This is a genomic window from Xanthomonas sp. NCPPB 1826 (genome assembly GCF_056725285.1).
In genome coordinates this window covers 4,965,932-4,988,638 of the sequence record NZ_CM161521.1, presented here as the reverse complement: position 1 = coordinate 4,988,638, position 22,707 = coordinate 4,965,932, and the positions used below count along the sequence as shown (strand labels likewise).

Sequence of the window (22,707 nt, the reverse complement as noted above, 5' to 3'; positions counted from 1 at the left end):
CGAACAGCGGCGCCACTCGCTGCGCGCCGCCCTGGGCCAACAGCGCAGCACGGCCGCATCCGGCACAATGCGCGTACGCATGCACGCCACTTCCGCGCCCGATTTCCGCCTCTATCCCTCAAATGCGCTGGATACGCTGGCTGCCTTGCTCGCACAGGAGCTGCGCCGGCCGGTGCCGGAGCAGCCGTTGCTGCAGCCGGAGGTGGTGCTGATCCCGCAGGTGGCGATGCGGCGCTGGTTGCAGTCCACGCTGGCGGCCGAGCACGGCGTGGCGGCCAATCTCGAATTCCTCACCCCCGGCGAATTCGTCGCGCGCGCGCTGGAATGCAATCTCGGCCCGGCCGACGACGACCTGGACATGGCCACCACGCAGTGGCGTCTCTATGCCGCCTTGCAGGTCGACCTGGGCAGCGACGCGGCGTTGGCGCCCCTGGCCGGTTATCTGTCCGATGGCGATGCGCTCAAGCCCTGGGCGCTGGCCGGCGAGCTGGGCAATGTATTCGAGAAGTACCAGGCCTGGCGACGCGACTGGTTGCTGCGCTGGGAAGGCGGCGCCGACCCCGATGATCCGCAGGCGCGGCTGTGGCGCAGCATCGCCGCCGGCCGGCAATACCGCGCGCGCCGCATCGGCCAGTATCTGGATCGCTACACACGCCCGGATGGCCCGCTGCCGCAGGGCTTGCCCAGGCGCCTGTTCGCCTTCGCCATCTTGAACATCTCGCCCGACGTGCTGCGCGTGCTGGCCACGCAGGCGCGCGTGGGCACGCTGCATTTCTATCTGCCCACGCCCACGCAAGGTTACTGGGGCGATCTGCAGACCCTGTGGCAGCGCCGTCGCGAAGACGGTGCGGTGCAGCTGTTTGCCGAGCAGGTGCAGGAAAACCCGCTGCTGCAGGCCTGGGGCGCGGCCGGGCGCGACTTCATGGCATTGGTCGGCGACTACGAGGTGGTGCACCCGCTGGCCGAGATCGCCGCCTATGCCGACCCGCTGGAGTCTGGCCGCCGCGCACTGGCCGACGGCGGCCTGGGCGACAGCCTGCTGCGGCGCATGCAGAGCGACCTGTTCCATCGCCGCGCGCCCAGCGTGCCTGCGGTGTTGCCGGCGGTGAATCTGCACGACCCCAGCCTGCAGGTGCACGCCTGCCACACACGGCTGCGCGAGCTGCAGGTGCTGCACGACCAGCTGCGCGCCTTGCTCGACGATGCGCGCTTCGACCCGCCGCTGCAGCCGCGCGAGATCGCGGTGCTGTCGCCGGACATCGACCCGTACGTGCCGTATCTGGACGCGGTGTTCGGCAGCCACGGCAACGACGACGCGCTGCCGTATGCACTGGCCGACGCCAGCCCGTTGGCCAGCGAGCCGCTGGCCGAAGTGTTCCTGAGCTTGCTCGGCCTGCCGATCGCACGCTTCGGCCTGCACGAGATCCTCGACCTGCTCGCCAGCGCGCCGATTGCCGAGGCCGCCGGCCTGGACGAAGCCGGGCTGGAACGTCTGCGCGGTTGGCTGCATGCGGCCGGCGCGCGCTGGGGGCTGGATGCGGCGCATCGGCGCCAGCATCAGGCACCGAGCGACGACGCCTACACCTGGCGCTTCGCGCTGGATCGGCTGCTGCTCGGCCATGCCAGCGGCGCCGACGACGATATTGAGGGCGTGGCGCCATGGCCGCAGCTGGAAGGCAGCGCGCTGGCCGCACTGGATATCTTGTTGAAGCTGCTGCGTGTGCTCGAACGCTACCAGTCCGTGTTGGCCGAGGCGATGACGCCGGTCGAGTGGCGCGAGCGGCTGCTCGGCCTGCTGGAGGCGCTGATGCCAAAAGCGCCTTCGGCACCGCGTGCGCAGCGCGCGCTGGACCGCTTGCGTAGCTTGATCGACCAGTTCGCCCGCGACGCAGTGCGCGCCGAGTACGCAGGCAGCGTGCCGGCCGAAGTGGTGCGCGCGCATTTTGCTGCGGTGCTGGGCGAGTCGGACACGCGTGCGCCGCTGCTCACCGGCGGCATCAGTTTCGGCCGCATGGTGCCGATGCGCTTGCTGCCGTTTCGCGCCATCTGCCTGCTCGGCATGAACGATGGCGACTTCCCCCGCCGCGACCCGGCCGCCGGGCTCAATCGCCTCACCGCGGAATTGGGCACCGAGCGTCGCCGGCACGGCGACCGTTCGACCCGCGAGGACGACAGGTTCCTGTTCCTGCAGTTGTTCGCTTCCGCGCAGGAAGTGTTCTACCTGAGCTATCTCGGCGCCGATGCGCGCGACGGCAGCGCGCGCGAACCGTCGGTGCTGGTCAGCGAGCTGCTGGGCAGCGCCGCGCAGTACCACGCCGACCCGGCGGCAATCGACACGCTGGTGGTGCACCACCCGTTGCAGCCGTTTGCCGCCGCCGCCTTCGGTGCGCCGGGCGATCACGGCGCCGACCCGCGCCGTTTCAGCTATCGCCGGCAGTGGCGCCCCGCGGTGGACAGCCTTACCGGCCAGCGCCAGCCGCTGGCGCCGTGGGTGGCCGGTGCGTTGCCGGCCGATGACATCGCAGTGCCGACGAATGTGTCGATCGACGAACTGCGCCGCCTGTTCGCCGACCCGGCCGGGCAGTTCCTGCGCCACCGCCTGGGGATGCGCCTGCCGGATCCGGCCGGCGAAGACAGCGATCTGGAGCCGCTGCTCGCGCCCACGCGCGGGCTGGAGCAATACGGCCTGCAGCAGCACGTGTTCGACGCCGCGCTGGCCGGCGACACCGAGCGGCTCTACGAGCGTCTGCGCGCGCGCGCGCTGCTGCCGTCCGGGCCGCTGGGGCGACGCCAGCTCGATGAGCGGGTGGCGCAACTGCGCCCGTATGCCGAGGCATTCCGGCACTGGCGCGGCGAAGCGCCGGCGCAGTCGCGCCGGCTGCAGGTGCAGATCGGCCAGACCGAGGTGCACGGCCGTGTGCCCGGCTGGTATGCGAGCGGGGTGGGGCGGGTGCAGGTCGGCGCGCTCAGCGGCCGCAGCGCGATCCGCCACGGCCTGGAATGGCTGCTGCTGCGCGCCGCCGGCGAGCACGCGCCGTATGTGCGCTTCTTCGAAGACGAAGACGGTTTGGGCCCGCATCCCATCGATGCCGAACCGCTGTCGCAGACCCAGGCGCAGGGCGCGTTGGCTGCGCTGCTGCAGGTATACCGGCAGGGCTTGCAGACACCGCTGGCGTTCGCGCCCTACAGCAGCTGGAAATACCACCAGGCCGCGCGTAGCGACGACCTGGACAAGGCCATCAAGGACGCCGCCGGGCAGTGGCAGTCCAGCTTCGGCTGGAGCGAATCGCACAGCCCGGAACTGCGCCTGGTCAACCGCGGCCGCGACCCGTTCGCCGACGCGCAGCGCTTTGCCGATTTCGCCATCACCAGCCATCGCGTGTACGACCTGCTCGAGCGCGGCAACGCCGATGCCACGCTGGATCCGGAGCGTCTGATCGAGAGCTGGCGCCACTGGCATGGCGCGCAGGAAGAGGCCGAATGAGCGCCAGCCCGGTCACCGACCCGTATCTGCACCTGCCGCTGCATGGCGTACGCCTGATCGAGGCCAGCGCCGGCACCGGCAAGACCTTCACCCTGGCCACGCTGTTCACCCGGCTGGTGGTCGAGCGTGGGCTGCGTATCGGCCAGATCCTCGCCGTCACCTTCACCGAGGCCGCCACCCAGGAACTGCGCCGCCGCATCCGCGAGCGCCTGGTGCTGGCCGCAACCCTGGTCCCCGACGCCCCCGTAGGAGCGGCCCAGGCCGCGACCGACCTCGCTGACGACCCGTCGCGGCCAGGGCCGCTCCTACAGGACGCGCCCGATGTGCTGCTTACGCGCGCCGTCCTCGCCACGCACCTGGCCACCGGCACCGAAACACCCGCGGCCCTGCGCCGCCGCCTGCAACAGGCGGTGGAAGAAATCGACCTGGCCGCCGTGTTCACCATCCACGGCTTCTGCGCGCGTGTGCTGCGCGAGCATGCGCTGGAAAGCGGCCAGGCCTTCGCCGCACCGGAACTGCTCGCCAACGACCGCGAACTGCTCGGCGAAGTCGCCGCCGATCTATGGCGCCAGCGCGCCGCCGATGCGGCAATGGCCGAAGACCTGATCGCGCTGTGGTCGGGCGGCCCGGAGGCATTGGCCAGCGATCTGCGCGCGCTGGTGCGCCATCCAACGCTGCTGCCGGCGGCGGCCACGACAAACGACGATTCGGCTGCGCTGCTGCAAGCGGTGCAGGACGCCAGTACTGCACTGGCCGCGGCATTCCAGGCGCACGGCACCACGTTTTTCGACACCATCATGGCCGCCATCGATGGCGGCATCCTGAGCAAGGTCAGCTACAAGCCCGAGTGGCTAACAGCGCTGTGGCATTGGTTCGACAGCTTCGCCGCCGCGCCCTCGGTCAACGCCGCCCCGCACTCCAAGCTGATCAAGTTGACCGCTGCGGAACTGGCCGCCGGCACCAACAAGAAGTTCGTCGATCGCACCCCGGCCTCGCCGCTGAGCCACGAGATCGATGGTTATCTCACCGCGCTGGCCGGTGTCGAAGCATGGCGCAGCCGTCGCCGCATCCGCCTGCTGCACGCCCTGCGCGAGGACGCCATCGCACGGCTGGCATTGCTCAAGCGCCAGCGCCGCGTGCAGACCTACGATGACCTGGTCGATGGCGTCGCGCACGCGCTGGAAGGCGCGCAGGCCCAGGCGCTGGTCGCGCGGCTGCGCGCGCAGTACGCCATCGCGCTGGTGGACGAATTCCAGGACACCGACGACCGCCAGTGGGCGATCTTCTCCAACGTGTTCGGCGAAGGCCCGCTCGCACGCGCCGTCGGCCTGGAGCCGGCGCTGTTTCTGATCGGCGACCCCAAGCAGGCCATCTACGGCTTCCGTGGCGGCGACGTGCGCACCTATCTGGCCGCCGCCGTCACTGCTGAACTCGCCCCGCCGCTGAGCCACAACTTCCGCTCGCGCCCCGGCGTGCTGGCGGCCATCGACGCGTTGTACGCGCAGGCCGGCTACACCGACGCCTTCCTCACCGATGGCATCGCCTTCCACCCGGTGCGGGCCGGCACCAAGCGGGTGGATGCCGACCTGCAACGCGATGGCGCCGCCGCCCCGGCGCTGACGCTGTGGCGCGCCCCGGAACCGCCGCCGCCACCTGCCGCGGCAGCGGCAAAAACCAAGCAAGCAGGAAAGCCCAAACCCTGGAGCGCCAACCGCGCCCGCGAGCTGGCCACCGCCGCCTGCGTGGCGGCGATCCGCGGCTGGCTGGCCGGCGGCCGCGACGGCACCGCCACCGTCAATGGCCGCCTGGTGCAGGCCGGCGATATCGCCGTGCTGGTGCGCAGCCACGGCGAGGCCACGCGCATGCAACAGGCGCTGGGCGCGGTGGGCATCCCCGCCGTGGCGGCCGGCAAGCAGAGCCTGTTCGCCACCGACGAGGCGCTGGAGCTGCTGGCCCTGCTGCAGGCCTTGCTCGACCCAGGCGACGACAGCCGCCTGCGCGCCGCGCTGGCCACCGTGCTGATCGGAGCGGACGCCGCCGCCATCGCCGCACTCGCACACGACGGCGAGCGTCACCGCCGCTGGCAGCAGCAGGCGCTGGACTGGCGCGAGCGTTGGCAGCGCGGCGGCCCGCTCGCCCTGATCGGCGATCTGGGCGCCGCGCACGGGCAACGCCTGCTCGCCCTGGTCGATGGCGAGCGCCGCCTCACCAACTACCTGCAGCTGGCCGAACTGCTGCAGGAAGCCGACGCCCGCGCACTCGGCCCGCATGGCCTGGTCGACTGGCTGTCGCGCCGCATCGCCAATGCCGACGACAACGACGAAGCCCAGCAGCTGCGGCTGGAGTCGGACGCGCGCCGCGTGCAGATCGTCACCCTGCACAAGAGCAAGGGCCTGGAATATCCGCTGGTGTTCCTGCCGTACATCGGCATCGGCCGCAGCGACAAGGGCGCCGGCCGCCATTGCGTGGTGCATGCGCCGGAGCTCGGCCGCCAGCTGCACTGGAAGACTGACAAGGACGACCCAACCTGGAGCGCCGCCGAAGCGGCCTGGAAGCAGGAACAACGCGCCGAAGACGCACGCCTGCTCTACGTCGGCCTGACCCGTGCCGAGCACGCGCTGTGGATCGCCAGCGGCCCGTTCCACCAGCACGAGCGCACCGCACTGTCCGGCATGCTGCGCGCGCTGGACGCACTGCAGGGCGCGGCCGGCGAGGGTGCAGTGGTGGTGGACACGTCCACGCCGCCTACCAACCTGCCGCGCCTGCCGCCGCCGGTCGAGGCACAGGTGCCGCCCGCGCGCGCGCCGCAGCGGCATATCGCCCCGGACTGGTGGGTCTACAGCTTCACCCAGCTGGCCAATGCCGATGCCGGCGCCGCCACCGACCCGATGGCCAGCGCCACGGTGGTCGGCAGTGGCGGCAGCGACGAGCCGTCCGGCAGCGAGGCCGTTGCGGTGGCCGCCGAGGTCGACGCCTTCGACCCGCGCTTTGCCGGCAACCGCTTCGGCGTGGTGATGCACGACGTGTTCGAGCGCTGCGACTTCGCCGCCTGGCAGGCCTGGCGCCCCGGCCTGCCCGCACCCGAGGGCCAGGCCGCCGCCATCCTCGAGGCGCTGCAACGCGGCGGCTATGTCGAGAAGGAATGGGACGACGGCCTGGCCATGCTCACCGCGCTGATCGGCCACACCCTCACCGTTGCCCTGCCCGAAGGCACCACCCTGGCCGCCGTGCCCGCGCCGCAGCGCCGTAACGAGATGGAATTCCACTTCGCCATGCGGCCCACCCGCGTCGATGCGCTGCTCGCGTTGCTGCACCGGTTTGGCGTGGTCGGCGACCGCCAGGCCTTCGGCGCGCGCCAGCGGCTGGAAGGCCTGATGACCGGCCTGATCGACCTCACCTACACCGTGGACGGGCGCTGGTACGTGCTCGACTACAAGTCCAACCGCCTGCCCAGCTACGACGCCGACGCCCTGGCCCGCGCCATGGCGCACAGCGAGTACGAATTGCAGGCGCTGATCTACACCGTCGCCTTGCACCGCTGGCTGCGTTTCCGCCTGGGCGATGGCTACGACTACGCCCGCGACTTCGGCGGCGTGCGCTACCTGTTCTGCCGCGGCCTGGACGCCACCCGCAACCCCGCAGCCGACTCCAGTTCCATCCTCGGTTCCGGTTCTGGTTACGACTCCGGCTCCGGCTCCGTCAATGGCGCCAGCGCCGCCTCCGATTCCGACCCCGTCAATGGCGCCAGCTCCATCTCCGATTCGGGTTTCGACGCCGACGCCGGCTTCGACGCCGTCAACCGCGCCACGCCCGCACCCGGCATCCACGCCTGGCGCTTCGACCCGGCGCTGGTCCAAGCCCTGGACGCCCTGTTCGCCGGCAGCGCCCCGGAGCCGACATCCAGCAACCCAGGCACGCCCGATGCCCGCTAGCGCACAGCCCCTTACCGCTGACGCACCAAAGCCCCGCTCCCCCCGGGGCGATAAGGCACTGGTTGCGCGCCACTGGCGCGCGTGCCTTGGAGCCCCGCTGGCGCGGGCTGAGGCGCGGAGTGGGGGTTGGGGTGAGGGTACGTCCACCGCCGAAGCATCCAAGCCATGACCCAACAGACCGCACGCCCGATCAGCGCTGTGCGCACGCCCGGCTCCCCTCGGGGCGGGCAGACACCGCTTGCGCGCACTTGCGCGCGTGCCTGGCAGTGTCTGCGCCACGCCGCGCGGGCCGGGACGCGCAGCGGAGGTTGGGGTGAGGGCGCCTGCGCCCGGGAGGCGTCCACCGCATGAACCACCCAACCCTCTTCAACGCCCTGATCAAGGCAGACGCCCTGCGCCCGCTGGATCTGGCCTTCGCCCAGAGCCTGCAACGCCTGGCCCCGGACACCGACCCCCAGGTGTTGGCCGGCGCCGCACTCGCCTCGCTGGCCGTCACCAGCGGCCACGCAGGGCTGGACCCCAGCCGCGCCGGCATGCTGCTGGACACGCGCGAGGGCCCAGCGCCCGCGCTCCCGGACCCAGGCGACTGGCAACGCACCCTGGCCGCCTCGCGCTGGGTCGACCAACCGAATCCGCAAGACCCCGCCGCCGCCGACTGCCCGCTGGTCCTGGAACACGGCCTGCTCTACCTGCGCCGCTACCGCGAGTACGAGCGCCGCCTGGCGCTGGGCCTGCAACGCATCGCCGCCCAGTCGCCGCCGCCCTTCGACGCCGCCACGCTAGCCCCACTATTCGCCCAGCTATTCCCCCCGGCTTCCCCTCTCCCCCCGGGAGAGGCGGGTGAGGGTACGCGCCTGCTCGAGCCATCCGTCGACCAGGAAGGTGCGGCCCCACCGGCCCCGTCCCACCACCCAGACCGCCAGGCCCAGGCCGCCGCGCTGGCGCTGCGCCGCACCCTGCTGCTGGTCACCGGCGGCCCTGGCACCGGCAAGACCACCACCATCGCCCGCCTGCTGCTGCTGCGCATCGCCCAGGCACACGCGGCCAACACCCCGGCACCGCGCATCGCCCTGGCCGCGCCCACCGGCCGCGCCGCCGAGCGCATGGCCGAAAGCCTGCGCCTTGCGGTCACGCGCGCCATCGCTGGCGGCATCGATCCGGCCCTGGCCGATGCCCTGCCCAGCGGCGCCAGCACCCTGCATCGCCTGCTCGGCGTCATCCCGGATTCCCCGCACTTCCGCCATCACGCCGACAACCCGCTGCCGTTGGACCTGATCGTCGTCGACGAAGCTTCCATGGTCGACCTGCCGCTGATGTGCAAGCTGGTCGAAGCCGTGGCCGATGGCACCCAGCTGATCCTGCTCGGCGACGCCGACCAGCTGCCCTCGGTGGAAGCCGGCGACGTGCTCGCCGCCATCCTGCAGGCTGCCGGCCCCGGCGATGCCCTGCAGCCGCAGGACGCACAGGCGCTGCAAGCGCTGCTCGGCAACGCACCCGGCGACACCACGCCCGCCGCCAGCCACGGCGGCGGCCTGGCCGGCCACCGCGTGCACCTGCTGCGCGGCTACCGGCAGGCGGACGGCTTTGCACTGGCCCCGTTGGCCGACGCCGTGCGCGCCGGCGACGCCGACACCGCCCTGGCCCTGCTGCGCAGCGGCGAGCTGGCCGGCGTGCGTTTCCACGAAGACGGCGAAGACCCGCTCACCCTGGGCCGCGACGCACTGCTCGCGCACTGGCGTGCGCTGGCCGACGCGCAAGACCCGGCCGCCGCCCTGCGCGACGCCGCGCGCCTGCGCCTGCTCACCGCCGTGCGCGCCGGCCCGCAGGGCGCACGCGGCCTCAACGCCCGTATCGAACAACTGCTGGCCGAAACCGGCTCCGGCGCGCGCCGCCTCGGCGCCGCCTCGCCTTGGTTCCAGGGCCGCCTGCTGCTGATCACCGAAAACAGCTACCGCCACGGCCTGTTCAACGGCGACGTCGGCATCTGCCTGCGAAGCGAAGCGGGTCCCTCTTCGGGGCGCAGCGACGAAGGTGCCGCTTCAGGGCCAGGCCAGTCCGGCGGCACCGCCAGCCGCCGCGACCCAGGCACCGACAACCGTGCCCAAGGCCCGTTGGTCGCCTGGTTCGAGGGCGACGGCGACGGCCAGGTGCGCGGCTTCCACCCCGCCGCACTGCCGGCGCACGAAAGCGCCTTCGCCATGACCGTGCACAAGGCCCAGGGCAGCGAATTCGACACCGTCTGGCTGCAATTGCCCACCCGCGACGCCCGCGTGCTCAGCCGCGAACTGCTCTACACCGGCATCACCCGCGCCCGCCGCGCCCTGCACCTGGCCGGCAGCGAAGCGGTCATCCGCAGCGCACTCGCCCGGCACGCCGCACGCATCTCGGGTCTGGCGTGGCGGTTGGGGGCGCAGCAGCAGGCGGTACCCGCCAAGCCAGCAACAGAACCAGCTACTGCGTTGCCCGTGCAGGGTTCGTTGTTCTGATGGACGCGAGCCGGCGCAATGGCAACATCACTTACGGCAGAACGGCACGTTCGCCTATCACCATCACCGGGCATGCCCGGATAGCATCATGGACGAAGAAAAACTGGTTGTGCGGTATCGCCAGCATGGGAGGCATCAATGGCGAAAAAGCATGAAATTTCGCTCGTCCGCTCGTCGGCGGCCGAATACCTGACCTTCGTGGCCGCCGCAGGCGAGGGCGGCGTGCAGGCGGCGTATGCCGACGAAAACGTCTGGCTGACGCAGAAGATGCTGGCCCAGCTCTACGATGTCGAAACCCACACCATCAACTACCACCTGAAAAAGGTGTTCGCTGACAACGAGTTACAGCCAGATGCAGTTATTCGAAATTTTCGAATAACTGCCGCCGACAGCAAGAGCTACGACACCAAGCACTACAACCTCGCGGCCATCATTGCCGTGGGCTACAAGGTCAATTCCGAGCGCGCGGTGCAGTTCCGCAAGTGGGCCACCACCATCATCGAGTCCTTCACGATCAAGGGCTTCGCGATGGACGATGAGCGCCTGAAGAATGACGGCACGGTGCTCGGCAAGCGCTACTTCGAAGAGCAGTTGCAGCGCATCCGCGAGATCCGTCTCTCCGAGCGCAAGTTCTACCAGAAGATCACCGACATCTACGCCACCGCCCTGGACTACGATGCCACCGCGCAGGCAACCCAGCGGTTCTTCGCCACAGTGCAGAACAAGCTGCACTGGGCCATCCACGGGCAAACCGCAGCAGAAGTCGTCTACCACCGAGCCGATGCCGGCAAGCAGCACATGGGCCTGACCACCTGGGCCGATGCACCGCGCGGGAAGATCCAGAAGTTCGACGTGGCGGTTGCCAAGAACTACCTGACCACCGGCGAGATGGCGCAGTTGCAACGCCTCGTATCGGCCTATCTGGACCTGGCCGAGGACATGGCACTGCGGCAGATTCCGATGACCATGCAGGATTGGGAAACACGTCTGAATCGTTTCATCGAAGCAACCGACCGGCAGGTGTTGCAGGACGCAGGGCGCGTCACCGCCGAGATCGCCAAAGCGCATGCGGAAAGCGAGTTCGAAAAGTACCGCATCGTGCAGGACCAGCTGTTCGTGAGCGATTTCGATCGCGTGTTGCAGCAGCTTGATGCAGGAGACCGGGTGGACGGTGCCGACGAGGACTTGCGCTAGACGGTGATGTGGGAAGCGCCAAAGCGTCAGGTCCCCAACCGCGCGCGATAGCGCACGTTGGATTGAAAGATCGCTCCGAGGATGAATCGCGACTAGCGTCTGCCCAGGAGTCGCCCGCCACGGTGGTTCCGCCCGTCCAGGGCTCGTACCCCAAGCCGGAGAGATGGCATGAGAACTGACGACAAAGAAGCGCTTGCGCGTAAGAGGTGAATGATGAAGGCGATATGGGTTCTTGGGATTCTCGCGCTGTCAGCCTGCTCCAGCGTGACTGCGGCTGGGAGGCTGGAGATCAGACTCCAAAACAGACAGGCAGCGCATACAGCGACAGCTGGAGCATCCGTCTCAGTCACGATGGCCAACGCAGGTGACCAGCCCATCGAGCTACCTGCCTCGTATGTTCCAGACGTAGACAAAGGCGGGGTGTTGCAGACCAATCTGTTCAAGGTCCTGCAAGAGGACGGCAGCCCCGTCGACTATCGCGGCATCTATGTGCACAACGTCCGAGGTTCCACGCCATCTCTTGTCCTGAAGCCGGGGCAGTCAATCGTCAGGACGATCAATCTGTCATTGAGTTACCAGATCATGCCTGGGCGCAATTACTCGGTCGGGGTACACCCACTTATACGTTATCGGGAGCAGCAGGAATCAAAGAGTAAAACCACCTCAGCCGATATGACGTCGCTGAAGACTGCTACATCCAACATCATCGAGATCACGCCTCGATAGGTCTGCGATGTACTGGCGAACCTGCGCCTGGCCCCAGCGTGCCGAGGTGTAGCGGATGATCCCGCGCAGATCGGCTTCGGCTTCGGCTGCGTCGGTGAGGACTTAGCCGTGCATCAACCGCGACGGCCCTCGGCCAATTCTTCATACAGGATGGTGCTGATGCTCCTGGTAGACACGTTGCCGGCAAGGCCTTCCTCGACACGTCCCCCAAGGAGGGTTTTCAACTCCTGCCATGCCTGATCGGCGTTTAGGTCGCCAGGGAACAGGCGTTCAAGCGCGTACTGCTTGATGGTCTTGCCCTGCAGAGCCGCCAGCGCCTTCAGGCTCTGGTGCTGCTGATCGTTCAGATCGATGGTCAAACGGCTCATGACGAGCTCCAAATCCGCACAAACCCACATTAGTGCAGCAGCTTTGGCCGGGCCGTTGATCGGTCTACAGCAGCGTTGGGTGCTACCGCAGGTCGTGCCAGCGATGAGTGGGAGAAACCGACAGGCCGAGTTCGCAAGCCAACGCTCAGTGCCTAGTGCTACGTTCAAAAACGCGAGGCCAGGCCTGCGCCTGACCTCGTCTGCCGTCTTGCAGGCCGGGCGGCTTACTTGCCCTTCTTTTCCTGCTTGGCCGCGCGCTTTTCCTTCAGCGTCTTGGTCGGCTCTTTCTTCTGGCTCTTCTTCTGGTCCATCCCCTTGCTCATGACACCCTCGTAGTTGCTGGATTGATCGGTCGGGCAGCGCCATGACCCTGGCGTGCCTGCGCACTGTACGGCTTGCGTGGGGTGGAATGGCAGCGGCAGCGCAAGGCCGGGCGACGGGCGGTGCGTCCGGCCCGGCGTCTGCGCAACGCAGCGTGCGCCGGCAGCCCCCGGCGTTGCCGGCTGGGCCACAAACGCAAACGCCCGCGTGCGGCCGGCAAGGTCCACACGCGGGCGCTGGCGACAGCGGCGGCCTTACTTGGCCGGCACGCGCTGGTACTGCTCGCCACCGGTGTTGAGGTGGCCGTTGGCCGCGTCGATGGCGAAGTTCACCGTCTCGCCATCGTTGGTGACCTGCAGCGCGCCGTCCTTGTAGACCGCCGGGTAGCTCTCGGTCTTGGGCTTGCGGCTGAAGAACTTCGGCGTGGTGCTACGGACCATGAAGGTCTCGCCATTGCGCTCGATGTCCATCGTCTCTTCCTGCGTCTGCACGTTGACCCAGTGGCCGACGAACTTCTCGCCCTCCTCCTTGGCGCAACCGCTCACCAGCAGTGCCGCGGCCAGCGCGGTGCCCATCCACTTCATCATCGTGTGTTCTCCAGTTGAGTCTGGAGCCGAGGATGGCGGGTGGGGGATGTACGGGAGGTCAAGGCTTACTTGCAACGGATACTCAAAGATGTGCAAGGCTGTCGCTCCTTTGAGAAACGCAACCTGAGCTCACTAACTCAACTCAGTTGATTCATGGCTAGAATGAAGTCATGCACCCATTTACTGAATTAGCCACCCGCTGCGTAGTGTTGACCAGCGGCTTGTTGGATGAGACTAGAACACACGTTCTCGCCGAGCTGCAAGAAAGTGGGGCCACCCGTTTGGTGAAAGCGCTCCAGGCATTAGAGCTTCAAGGCGCGATCGTGGCAGTGGGCATGGTGGCCATGTTCGAAGCAGCGCTTCAAGAAGCGCTTGGCAGCGAGAACGGTTTCCGAGAAACAGAAAGGTTGATCGAGAGCGCAGGCCAACCAGAGTTGCGCGCAAGATTTACAGACGTACAGCTTGCTGTGAATGTGCTGAAGCATGGACGTGGGCGAAGCCATAACGATCTACTGGCACGGCGGGACGCTTTGCCGTTCAGAGTGCGAGCCGAGGACGAGTTCTTTGAGGAAGGCAATCTGTCCGAAATCGCAACACTAGTGCAGGCAGATGACGCATTCTTGCATCACTGCTCAGAAACGATCGACCTTGTAGCAGCAGTAGTGCGGGAGGCACGACCGGACGCATGGTTGTAGTGCAAGAGATTCTCCGCGAAGCCGGACGCGAGAATTAAGCGACGCCGCGTATCGAATTAAACGAACTCTTAGGCATAAATCGCGATAGGCAGGACTTTAATGGCGGCGCCTTGGATTTCCCAGCGAATCTCAGGAGCAGCGAATCCGTGCTCTGTTCCGAATGCACCAACGTGGGTGCCTATTTAAACCATCATGAGCTAAGGAAGGTTGGAGGGTGCTTTACTTCTGACAAGGTAAATCGATTTTTATGCCAAAAGAGATTTCGGTTTCTCTTTTTATCTCTCTGGACTTGTCAGTTGCTTGAGACATGGCTGTGATCGTACTAAGTCCACCTTAAAGAATGGCAAGCAAGTCAAAAGCCAGTCTTTGATTTAGATAGACTGGAAATAGAAGTTGCTTGTCCGTATATGCCTAGCGCTTGGATCAAGCCGACCGCCAAAGCCGCTTCGGCTTAATGAATTGTTATGCACTATAGGCCCTTTGGCGTGCCAAGAGCGTTGTAGGTTGCCCAGCCTGTGACCTCAACTACGCTTAGGCCGTCATCCGAATCAACAAATTGCTTGAAATGATCGCGGAGTCCACCGCATGTTGTGTTGACTCGATTGAAGCACCAAGATGACTCGAGAACCCTAACGGCTTTGAACTTGGCCAGCTCATCGTAGAGTGGCTGGTAATTACGTACCTTACGAAGATCGTAGTCGAGAAAAAAGAGAGCCATGATCTTTCCCCTGAGTGCCTGACGCCGGAATTAAGCCGCACCGCGAAGCGGTGCCGGCTTGAATGAATTTTTTAGGCAACAGTCTTCCCAAGCCCGTCACCTTCTGGATGGTACTTCTCAAGCACAGCGTACATATTTCTTCCTTGCATCGAATCTTCAAAAGTTACAGTCGATAGCACTACTGTCGGCTCTGCTCCAACAACAATCTTTCCGAGATCAGATGCGATTTGCGAAGGAGGAAGCTCAGTAGCGAAGTGAGCTATAAGTCCATCAAAGTAGAACCTTATTGTTCTCATCGGGTATGGTTCTGCATCCTCGTTCCCGATATCAGGAATGTACTTGATGTCAGGATAAGGCGCCTGGTTATGCATTAGGCCTTTGGTGGAAATTTGGGTTAGCTGGACAGGATAGAAGTCTGGACTTGGCTCTTCCTGCCCCACCAGGATCTTGCGGAGGAGTTCAACATCTTTTGGAGGTAAGACTACGTCTTTAAACTCATGTAGCTCGCTTGCAGCAGCACGCCATAGCAAGCTTAAAAAGAACAATCGCAATTTTTTTGTGTCGAGGGTGACCTCACGAATACCGAGGTGTTCACTGAACTTTGTATGGAGGTCGCCTAGTTCAACTGCTCCGCTCCAGCCGCTCCAAACGAGCTTGTGTTCTCGAAGCACAGTGATTGCCCAAGTGTCGAGAGCCGACAGGATGTCTTCACCTGCTCGAGTGACGAGCCCAGAGTCATACCAACTGCTCCAGCGCCGACTGGGTTTAGGCCCATCACCGTACTGAAAAAGCGGTGCGCCAGCTTGACTCGGTCTAGTGAGTGCCTCAGGAATTAAATGAGATTTGACGAGCGCTCCGGGTTTACCCGTCAACTTGCAGTAGCCATGACGTGTGCGCTGGGTAAATTTCTTCCGACGAGTCATCAAGTGGCTTCCGCTGTTGCCTAACTAATATCGGGCTGCCAAAAGGCGGTGTTGCAGTGAGTATTTTCGATTACAAGCACGTTGTGAATGGCGTGGCTTCTAGCTGCAATCACGGTTGCACTATGGCAAGCCGACACGACCATGTTGATGTTTCTAGCGCTCTTCAACAAGGACGCTGGCGTATGCAATACGCAGGAAAATGACTGCGGAACAGCACGATCATGGGTAAGGCTCCTAGATTAGGTGCGCGACCGCTCGCACTTGCGGCATTGCATCATGCTTAAGGAGCAGGCGTACATGTGCAAAAGGGGTCCAAAAATCGGTGTCAGATTCACCTACAAAGTTCCTCTGCACTTCGGAAACTGGCTGCAGCCTAGGAAGTTCTCGCCGGTGCGCCGCTTTGTTCTCTGCACAAGCGCGCTGCCGCAGCGCGGGCAGCTTGGGATGGCAACGGTCGCGGAGGCAGTGGAATCAGGTGAAGCAAAGACAGGCTCGATACGCCCGGATGTGACCGTCGGCTGCGCTGCGGCTTGTTGTTGCACCGCTCCTATCATGTCCAGTAACTGTTCGCCCCCAATCAGTTCAATCGGCTTGCCTTGTGCGAAGCGCTCTGCGTCCTTCGTGTAGGTGCCGATACAGACGATCTTCACCGCATGGGCCTGGTGATGGGCCAGCAGTCCGAACATCTCTCGCACGACGCTGACGCCTACTTGCTGGCGCTTCCATTGCTTGCATTGCACCAGCGTGCGGCGGTTGTCCTTGCGCAGGATCAGGTCGATGCCGCCGTCTGCGCCACCCAGGCCTGTTTCTTCGACGCTGTAGCCCTGGCGGCGAAACGCATCGCCCACCAATAGTTCGAACTGGCGCCAGCCGCCGGCGGCCAGGCTCTCCAGGCTTGTGCGTGTTTCCAGAAAGCGCCGCCGGCTGCGTGTGCGCAGATAGGAGAACAGCGCAGCGAGCCAGCAGACGCCGACCAGCGTCCACGCCAATGGTGCGAACATTCCACTCGATTGCTGGGCAATGCCCTGCGAAAGCATCCCGCCGTGCTGAGAAAACCACCAGCTTATGCCGTAGCGCACCACCAGATACGCAGCGATTCCCATCACGAAGCCAACCGGCCACGGCAATGCGGCTAGCGCTTCGAATCCACCCTGTTTCTTTCTGCGTCCCATGCCAGAACCCCCGTTCCCGGTTTGAACATAGCCGTTGACACGGGTTTTGTCAGCAGACCACGCGCGCCGTTGCGATCGATGCCTCGTCAACACTCGTAACGACGCGTGCGCAGGCAAACAGGTGTGTTCTTTACGCTAAAGCTCGAGTTCGCTTGCGCGTTGTTTAGCGCAACCGCATGCCAATCAACGCGATGAAGCGGGCTGCGGTAGTGGTCGCTGTGCACGCTTCCCAGCAATGCATGCGGTGCGCAGCGCTCGAAAGTCTCTCTCTCGGATTGAGAGCTGTTACATCACTGCGTAGAGAATCGACGCGACAAGGTACGATCCCAGCTCATCTGCTTGAGTGCGCTTCTGCTGTCGCCATGTCTGCTCCTCGCCCGACCCTCGATGGCACTCCTGCCAGCCAGTTCCAGCTTCCGTCCGGCCCGTGGCACACGGTGTGGGAGGCGCTGTGTGCGTGCTTTCCTGTCGTTGATGCTGACACGTGGCGTGATCGCTTCGCGCGTGGGCGCGTACTGGATGCGCAGCGGCAGGCATTGGATATCGCTGCGCCCTATCGGCTTGGTGCGGAGATCTATTACTTCCGCGAAGTAGCGGATGAGCCGATCATCAAGGCAACGGAAACGGTGTTGCATGCAGACGCGCATATTGTCGTGGCCTGCAAGCCGCATTTCCTACCCGTGGTGCCAGCTGGTGCGTACGTGCACCAGACGCTTTTAGCCCGTTTGGTGCGCCGCTTCGATAATCCCGCGCTGGTGCCGCTGCACCGTATCGATCGTGACACTGCGGGGTTGGTGTTGTTCTCGGCCAACCCGTCATCGCGCGGGATCTACCAGGCGTTGTTTCGCGAGCGGCATATTCGCAAGCACTACCTGGCAGTGGCGCCACCGCTCCCGGGGCTGACGTTTCCATATGTGCATCGCAGCCGGCTGGAGCCGGGCGAGCCGTTCTTCCGCATGCGCGAGGGTGCGGGTGAGCCGAAAAGCGAGACGGTGATCGATGTGGTCGCACGCGGCGTAGACACGTGGACTTACCGCCTGGAGCCGGTCACCGGGCGCAAGCACCAGTTGCGCGTGCACATGGCCGCGCTGGGTGCGCCGATCCTGCATGACCGCTTCTATCCAGAGCTGGAAGATCAGCGGCCCGATGATCCGGAACGGCCGCTGCAGTTGTTCGCGCATATGTTGGCGTTCGATGACCCGATCACTGGTGAGTCGCGGAGTTTTACAGCGACGGTCGGGCCGAACAATTAGGAACGAAGCAACATGCACTGTCCAGGTGGATTACTTCAGTTCCTTCTCGAACTCGGTAACGAACTTGGTCAGTGAAGTTCCGCATGCATTGCAGAAGTCCCGCAACTGGAGAAGATCCATCCGGCGACTGCCGCGCTCAACATCACTTACATACGACTGCGGGCGCTCCAGCGCAGTGCTCAGGGCCGCCTGCGTTAGCCCTGCGGAGAGGCGAAGTTCGCGCAATTGCTGCAGCAGGACGTCGTAATGGTCTTTGTGGATCGACTTGATTGGCATGGCGGCAACGTTGAAAGGCCGCACTGAAGCTATATCCCCTTTTCAAATATCTGAAAAAGGGATAAATTCGAGCGGCGGATATTTCGTCCGCTCATGTCGAGGATGGATGCCATGACGACTTTGAAAACTCCCAATATGGCCACGGTGCAGACGCACGCAGAGCCCTTCACCTTCGGCGTCACCCTGCAGCAGATCGACCAGTTCCACACGCTGTTGCGCACGATCACCGCGCAGAGCGACATGGTGGCGGTGTGCAGCGGCAAGCCGCTGGATGCCACCAGTCTGTCGGTTCTGGGCGAGAGCATCTTCAATGCCGCCCGCGCGGTACGCGGCGTAGTCGATGAGATTTACGAGCAGCGGCTTGGTGGCGATGGCCCGGACGATGCGGTCGAAGCGAGCGGGCAGCGCGGCGCCAGGGTCTGACCGGGCGCCGCGGGCAATCGAGTCAGCCTCAACGTACCTTGTACAACACTGCCGCACCCGGCTTGGGCTCGAACATCGGCACGGTCTGCTGCTTGAGCGCGGTGCCCTTGGCGTCCCACACCAGCGTCTCGGCGGGGTATTCCTCGTTGCGGGTCATGGTGTCGATCTGCTTGACGATCACCGTCTTGCCGGCGGGCACTTCCGGGTTCCAGGCGAACACGCCCAGGCGGCCGTAGAACACCGCCGGCGCGGCTGCATCCAGGCGGCGGTCCGGGCACATGACCAGGCCGCGTTCCAGCATCACCCGCAGCGCGCCCACGGGCACGGCCTTGACGGTGGGCGCGGTGCGGTCGGTGCTGTGGCCGGGGCAGACATTGGCCGAGCGGGTGAGCATGTCCTCGACCACCTGGCGGTCGGACTGGGCCAGCGCCGGCAGCGCGGCGGTGGACAGGGCAAGCACGGCGAGGGCGGATTTCCAGGGCATCTGACAACTCCTCATGCGATGACACTCCAATACGGCAGCCGTGCGGGTGCGGGCTGCTGCCAGTGACGCGCCCGGATGCTAGCAATCCCCGCGTTAAGCGCTGCCAATGGTTGGCGCCACTTCCAGGCGGGGCCGCAAGCGGGAATCGGCCACCGAAGCCGCCGCCGGCCCGCCAACCGCGCACGGGCCGGCCGGCGCGTAATGCAACCGCCGCTGACGCCCATCGCCGCTGTCAGGAGACTCCTGATTGAGCGGCGGCGACGACGCGGATAGCGTGCGCGCTATCACACCGTTGGACTGCTTTATGGAACGCGCCGACCTCATTGCATCACTGCTCACCGGCATGCGGCGTGCCGAAGACTTCCGCGCGCAGGGGGCGGTCTACAACACCGCGCACAGCCAGCAGATGGCGGTCGACCACGGCAAGGCCGCCGATGCCGAGCTGGTGCTGTCGCTGTTTGCGTTCACGCCGGAGCACCTCAAGCTGCTGGGCAGCACCGGCATCGAGAACCTGGGCGAGATCGTCTGCCATGCCTGGGCCTTGAATGGCGGCAACAACGAGGCGCTGATCGGCTGGTTCCGCAAGCCCATGAACGCGCTGGACGGGCAGACGCCGGCCGCGCTGGTCCGCAGCGGCAGCCTGAAAGTGCTGCTGCTGGTGCTCAGGCAGCAGCTGGAGTGGGAATTGCCCAAGCGCTCGGCCTGAGCAGTGGGCCGGTGACGCCTCGCCCTGGCGTGCCGGTGGCCGGCACGCCGATCGGTAGCGCCGGCGCGCTTACTGCTTGGGCCGCGCCACGGCGTACATCTCCCAGGCAATCTTTTTCATCAAGGCGTTGCTGTCCTCGCCCTCCTTGTACAGGTCGAAGTGGGTGCGGCCTTCCAGGTAGCGGAAGTCGCTCCTGGCGCCCAGGCCGTCCAGCACCGCCTGGAACTTGCGCGCTGCCCCATCCAGGTAGAACGTGTCGGCGGTGCCGACGATCAGGTGGATCTTGCCGTCCAGATCCGGCTTGAGCGTGGGCCACTGCGCGGCCACGCGCGCGGCGATGTCGTAGTGCGTGCGCCAGTAGGCCACCACGGCCGGGTCCACCTTGCCGGTGTCGCGGTCGAACATCGGCACCGGGCGGCCGTCGGGCCCGCGCGGCGAGAACACCCAGTCGAACGAGGTCATCTGGCCACCATACGGGCCTAACACGCGTTCGAGCTTGGCGAAGGTTTCCAGGTCGGCCACCACCTTGCCCTGGTCGCGGATCAGCGGGAACTGGCTGCCGTCCGGGCGCCGGTAGACGTTGGCATTGGGCGCGTACAGATCCGGCCCGGTGAAGTCGTGGAAGTCGCTCGAATCGGGCGAGGTGGACCAGGTGCCGCCGAACAGCTTGGGGTAGCGCGTCTGCAGCCACAGCGTGGCCCAGCCGCCGGACGAATGCCCGTTGAGGAACCGGCCCTTGGCGTTGCCGTCCATCTTGTAGTGCCGTTCGAGCGAAGGGATCAGCTCTTCGGTCAGCGCGGTGCCCCAGGGGCCGTTGTTGACCGAGTCGGCGAACTCGTGGGTGCCGGTGGGCGTGGACTGGTCCAGGAACACCCAGATCATCGGCGGCATCTGCTTGGCCGCCATTGCGCTCCAGGTGGCGGCGATGCTGCCGGCAAAGCGGTTGTAGTTGCCGCCGAAGCCGTGGGTGACATACACGGTGGGATAGCGGGTGGCGGACTTGGCGTCGTAGCCGGGCGGGGTGAGCACGCGGGCGCGCAGCGACACCGGCCGGCCCCAGAACGCGCTCAGCGACGGGCTGACCAGCGAGGCGTCCGCGCTATGCAGCCTGGCCTCCGGGATGGCGTCGCGGATCGCCTGCGGCGCCCGCGGCGACACCTGCCACGGGTCGTCCGACGCGGGCACCTGCTTGCTGAGTGTCAGCGTGGGCAACGGCTTGCCCTTGCCCTGCGTCACCGCGGTGACCTCGCTCAACAGGTCGCCGCCATCACGGCCGGCATAGCTGTAACTGTGGTCCGGATCCAGCACGGCCTGGAACAGGTACTCGCCGGCCGGCAGCGCGGAAAAGCCACTGGGGAAGGCGATGTTGTCCAGGTCGATCTCGACGCTGGCACCGGGGGCGAGCGCGGTCACCTCCTGCGCCGCCACCGCCACCGCGGTCGGGCGGAACGGGTTCACGCTCACCTCCTCCACCTTGCCGGCTTTGCCGTCCTTGCCATCCTTGGCCGCGGCCTGGGCGTCCTTGGCCAGGGTGGCGAAGACCAGCAGGCGGCCGGACACGGGCTGGTCGCTCGCCCCGTCCAGCGTGACGCGCAGCAGGCGATGGGCCGCTGCCGGTGCGGCGGCGTGCGCGCAGCAGGCGCACAACAGGCCAACGGCCAGACCCAGGCGGGGGGCAAAACGATGCAGAGACATGCAGATCCTTGGGAACGCAGGTGGATGGAGCGGGCGCACACGGCCCTGTGCAGACTGTAGCCAGTTCCCGGCCGGCCGTGCGCCACCAACGCGAGGTCTGGTCACCGTATCCGATCTGCCCGCTCCAGCGCTCACATCATCAACCGGACGCGACACAGACTCCGGCCGGCATCGCGAGCCACGGCATGAAGCTGGGCCGGCCCCAAGTAACCAAAACGAAAGTCAGCGTCAGTTTCATCCCGGTAAATGTCTGACAGTCAGCCAATCTGATGTCGGCTTTAGATTTCGCTTTTCCCGGTGAGGCGCACTTGCTGCGGCAGATTATGTTTGGTCCTGTGATCGATGCGTTGCGTGCGGTCTGGACTGATGTCTGATTCGAGAAACAGACACGGTATTTGCTACGAATTCCAAACTGCATCACGCAACGACGTTGTTGAGACGATTTGCCGGGTTTGCGAGGCCTTGGTCTTGAACGATGAACCCACCAGCGGCGTGGCCAGCTGGGTGGCGTAGGTGTGGTGCTGCCACACACACGCATGTCGTCATCGTACGCAATCGATCATCTGCCGCTTGGCGTTATGCACAGGTGCCGTTGCGAATGTCCATTCAAGGCGCAAGCGGCAGCCGCTGCCGACACCTTGCATCACACACCAGGGAACGATCGAAATGAAACGTAAAACCAGCTATCGCGGTGCGCTTGCGGCCTGCGGCCTCTCACTCGTCGTGGCCGCGTTGTGCATGGACGCTGCCGTTGCCGCACCGGTCACCGGGACGGACACGGTCACGCTGAGCTATGTCTTTGCCACGCTGCAGACGGGCCAGCAGGATCAGAAGCCCGAAGACATCGCGGCCTGTCGCAAGCAGGTTTCCGCCCCGGGTTCCAAATACCTGGGCTCGGCGGTCACCACCAAGTACTCCATCGACGTGCAGTCCAAGATGATGTCTGCGTCCTCGTCGCTGCCATCGCCTGCGGGCACGCAGCCGCTGACGGTGACGATACCGCTGGCGCCGTTGGGCTTGTCCGGGGAGTATGCCTTCGGTGCGTTTCGGCCGAGCGCGCTGCCCAACACCTATGTGCTGTTCTCGGTCGGGCTGGACTTCAAGGGGCCGCAGTCGTCCGTGCTGGTTCTCAACGGCGACAAGACCTACAACTGCCTGGTGACCAGCAATCCGGCGCCGTTCAAGGGAGCCCTGGGTACCAAACTGGGCAAAGACCAGGGCCGCTGATGTCTGCAACCGCCGGGTAATCGGTGAACGCGCCGAA

Annotated in this window: 17 protein-coding genes; 10 read left to right on the top strand and 7 right to left on the bottom strand. The window is 65.6% G+C overall.

The genetic code is table 11. The features are described from left to right. Positions 1–79 precede the first annotated feature (79 nt). From recC to AC1PLA_RS20895, 5 genes are all read left to right on the top strand, one after another. Positions 80–3,484, top strand: coding sequence for an exodeoxyribonuclease V subunit gamma (recC, locus tag AC1PLA_RS20915; protein ID WP_481105287.1), 3,405 nt, complete (start codon positions 80–82; stop codon positions 3,482–3,484). Next, positions 3,481–7,416, top strand: coding sequence for an exodeoxyribonuclease V subunit beta (gene recB, locus AC1PLA_RS20910; protein WP_481105286.1), 3,936 nt, complete (start codon positions 3,481–3,483; stop codon positions 7,414–7,416). Before recC ends, recB begins: the two co-directional genes overlap by 4 nt. Before the next feature lie 347 nt (positions 7,417–7,763). Beyond that, on the top strand, positions 7,764–9,902 hold the full coding sequence (gene recD, locus AC1PLA_RS20905) for an exodeoxyribonuclease V subunit alpha (protein WP_481105285.1): 2,139 nt from the start codon (positions 7,764–7,766) through the stop codon (positions 9,900–9,902). A gap of 138 nt (positions 9,903–10,040) precedes the next feature. Further along, positions 10,041–11,096 (top strand): virulence RhuM family protein, encoded by a 1,056-nt coding sequence (locus tag AC1PLA_RS20900; RefSeq protein WP_047126549.1) that lies wholly within the window; start codon positions 10,041–10,043, stop codon positions 11,094–11,096. 351 nt (positions 11,097–11,447) lie between these two features. After that, positions 11,448–11,822, top strand: coding sequence for a hypothetical protein (locus tag AC1PLA_RS20895; protein ID WP_225874229.1), 375 nt, complete (start codon positions 11,448–11,450; stop codon positions 11,820–11,822). 113 nt (positions 11,823–11,935) lie between these two features. Here the strand turns inward: AC1PLA_RS20895 and AC1PLA_RS20890 are convergent, their stop codons facing one another. Next, the gene (locus AC1PLA_RS20890; protein WP_047126749.1) at positions 11,936–12,190 is read right to left on the bottom strand and encodes an antitoxin; all 255 of its coding nucleotides are present in this window, start codon (positions 12,188–12,190) and stop codon (positions 11,936–11,938) included. Between the two features lie 575 nt (positions 12,191–12,765). Then, positions 12,766–13,098 (bottom strand): lipoprotein, encoded by a 333-nt coding sequence (locus AC1PLA_RS20885; protein WP_039513672.1) that lies wholly within the window; start codon positions 13,096–13,098, stop codon positions 12,766–12,768. Positions 13,099–13,268: 170 nt separating this feature from the next. Between AC1PLA_RS20885 and AC1PLA_RS20880 the strand changes: the two genes are divergently transcribed. Beyond that, positions 13,269–13,793, top strand: coding sequence for a hypothetical protein (locus tag AC1PLA_RS20880; protein WP_065046719.1), 525 nt, complete (start codon positions 13,269–13,271; stop codon positions 13,791–13,793). Between the two features lie 789 nt (positions 13,794–14,582). Here AC1PLA_RS20880 and AC1PLA_RS20875 read toward each other — a convergent pair. After that, positions 14,583–15,182, bottom strand: a complete 600-nt coding sequence (locus tag AC1PLA_RS20875; RefSeq protein WP_481105284.1) for a hypothetical protein — start codon at positions 15,180–15,182, stop codon at positions 14,583–14,585. Between the two features lie 587 nt (positions 15,183–15,769). Next, positions 15,770–16,606: a restriction endonuclease gene (locus AC1PLA_RS20870; protein ID WP_065046721.1), complete on the bottom strand. Its 837-nt coding sequence runs from the start codon at positions 16,604–16,606 to the stop codon at positions 15,770–15,772. 362 nt (positions 16,607–16,968) lie between these two features. Here AC1PLA_RS20870 and AC1PLA_RS20865 point away from each other — a divergent pair, with 362 nt between their 5' ends. Continuing rightward, positions 16,969–17,859 carry an RluA family pseudouridine synthase gene (locus AC1PLA_RS20865; protein ID WP_481105283.1) on the top strand — a complete coding sequence of 297 codons (891 nt, stop codon included), beginning with the start codon at positions 16,969–16,971 and terminating at the stop codon, positions 17,857–17,859. Positions 17,860–17,889: 30 nt separating this feature from the next. Here the strand turns inward: AC1PLA_RS20865 and AC1PLA_RS20860 are convergent, their stop codons facing one another. Further along, complete coding sequence (locus AC1PLA_RS20860) at positions 17,890–18,135, bottom strand: helix-turn-helix domain-containing protein (RefSeq protein WP_039513682.1); 246 nt, start codon at positions 18,133–18,135, stop codon at positions 17,890–17,892. A 111-nt stretch (positions 18,136–18,246) separates the two neighbouring features. Here AC1PLA_RS20860 and AC1PLA_RS20855 point away from each other — a divergent pair, with 111 nt between their 5' ends. Next, the gene (locus tag AC1PLA_RS20855) at positions 18,247–18,558 is read left to right on the top strand and encodes a hypothetical protein (protein WP_181105539.1); all 312 of its coding nucleotides are present in this window, start codon (positions 18,247–18,249) and stop codon (positions 18,556–18,558) included. Positions 18,559–18,586: 28 nt separating this feature from the next. On the opposite strand, the gene AC1PLA_RS20850 is transcribed toward AC1PLA_RS20855, so the two are convergent. Then, positions 18,587–19,042 carry a hypothetical protein gene (locus tag AC1PLA_RS20850; protein WP_024939627.1) on the bottom strand — a complete coding sequence of 152 codons (456 nt, stop codon included), beginning with the start codon at positions 19,040–19,042 and terminating at the stop codon, positions 18,587–18,589. Positions 19,043–19,346: 304 nt separating this feature from the next. Between AC1PLA_RS20850 and AC1PLA_RS20845 the strand changes: the two genes are divergently transcribed. Further along, positions 19,347–19,748: an antitoxin Xre/MbcA/ParS toxin-binding domain-containing protein gene (locus AC1PLA_RS20845; RefSeq protein ID WP_024939628.1), complete on the top strand. Its 402-nt coding sequence runs from the start codon at positions 19,347–19,349 to the stop codon at positions 19,746–19,748. A gap of 69 nt (positions 19,749–19,817) precedes the next feature. Here AC1PLA_RS20845 and AC1PLA_RS20840 read toward each other — a convergent pair whose 3' ends face one another. Continuing rightward, positions 19,818–21,443 (bottom strand): alpha/beta hydrolase, encoded by a 1,626-nt coding sequence (locus tag AC1PLA_RS20840; protein ID WP_481105282.1) that lies wholly within the window; start codon positions 21,441–21,443, stop codon positions 19,818–19,820. A gap of 666 nt (positions 21,444–22,109) precedes the next feature. Here AC1PLA_RS20840 and AC1PLA_RS20835 point away from each other — a divergent pair. After that, positions 22,110–22,670, top strand: coding sequence for a hypothetical protein (locus AC1PLA_RS20835; RefSeq protein WP_481105281.1), 561 nt, complete (start codon positions 22,110–22,112; stop codon positions 22,668–22,670). The last annotated feature ends 37 nt before the right edge of the window (positions 22,671–22,707 follow it).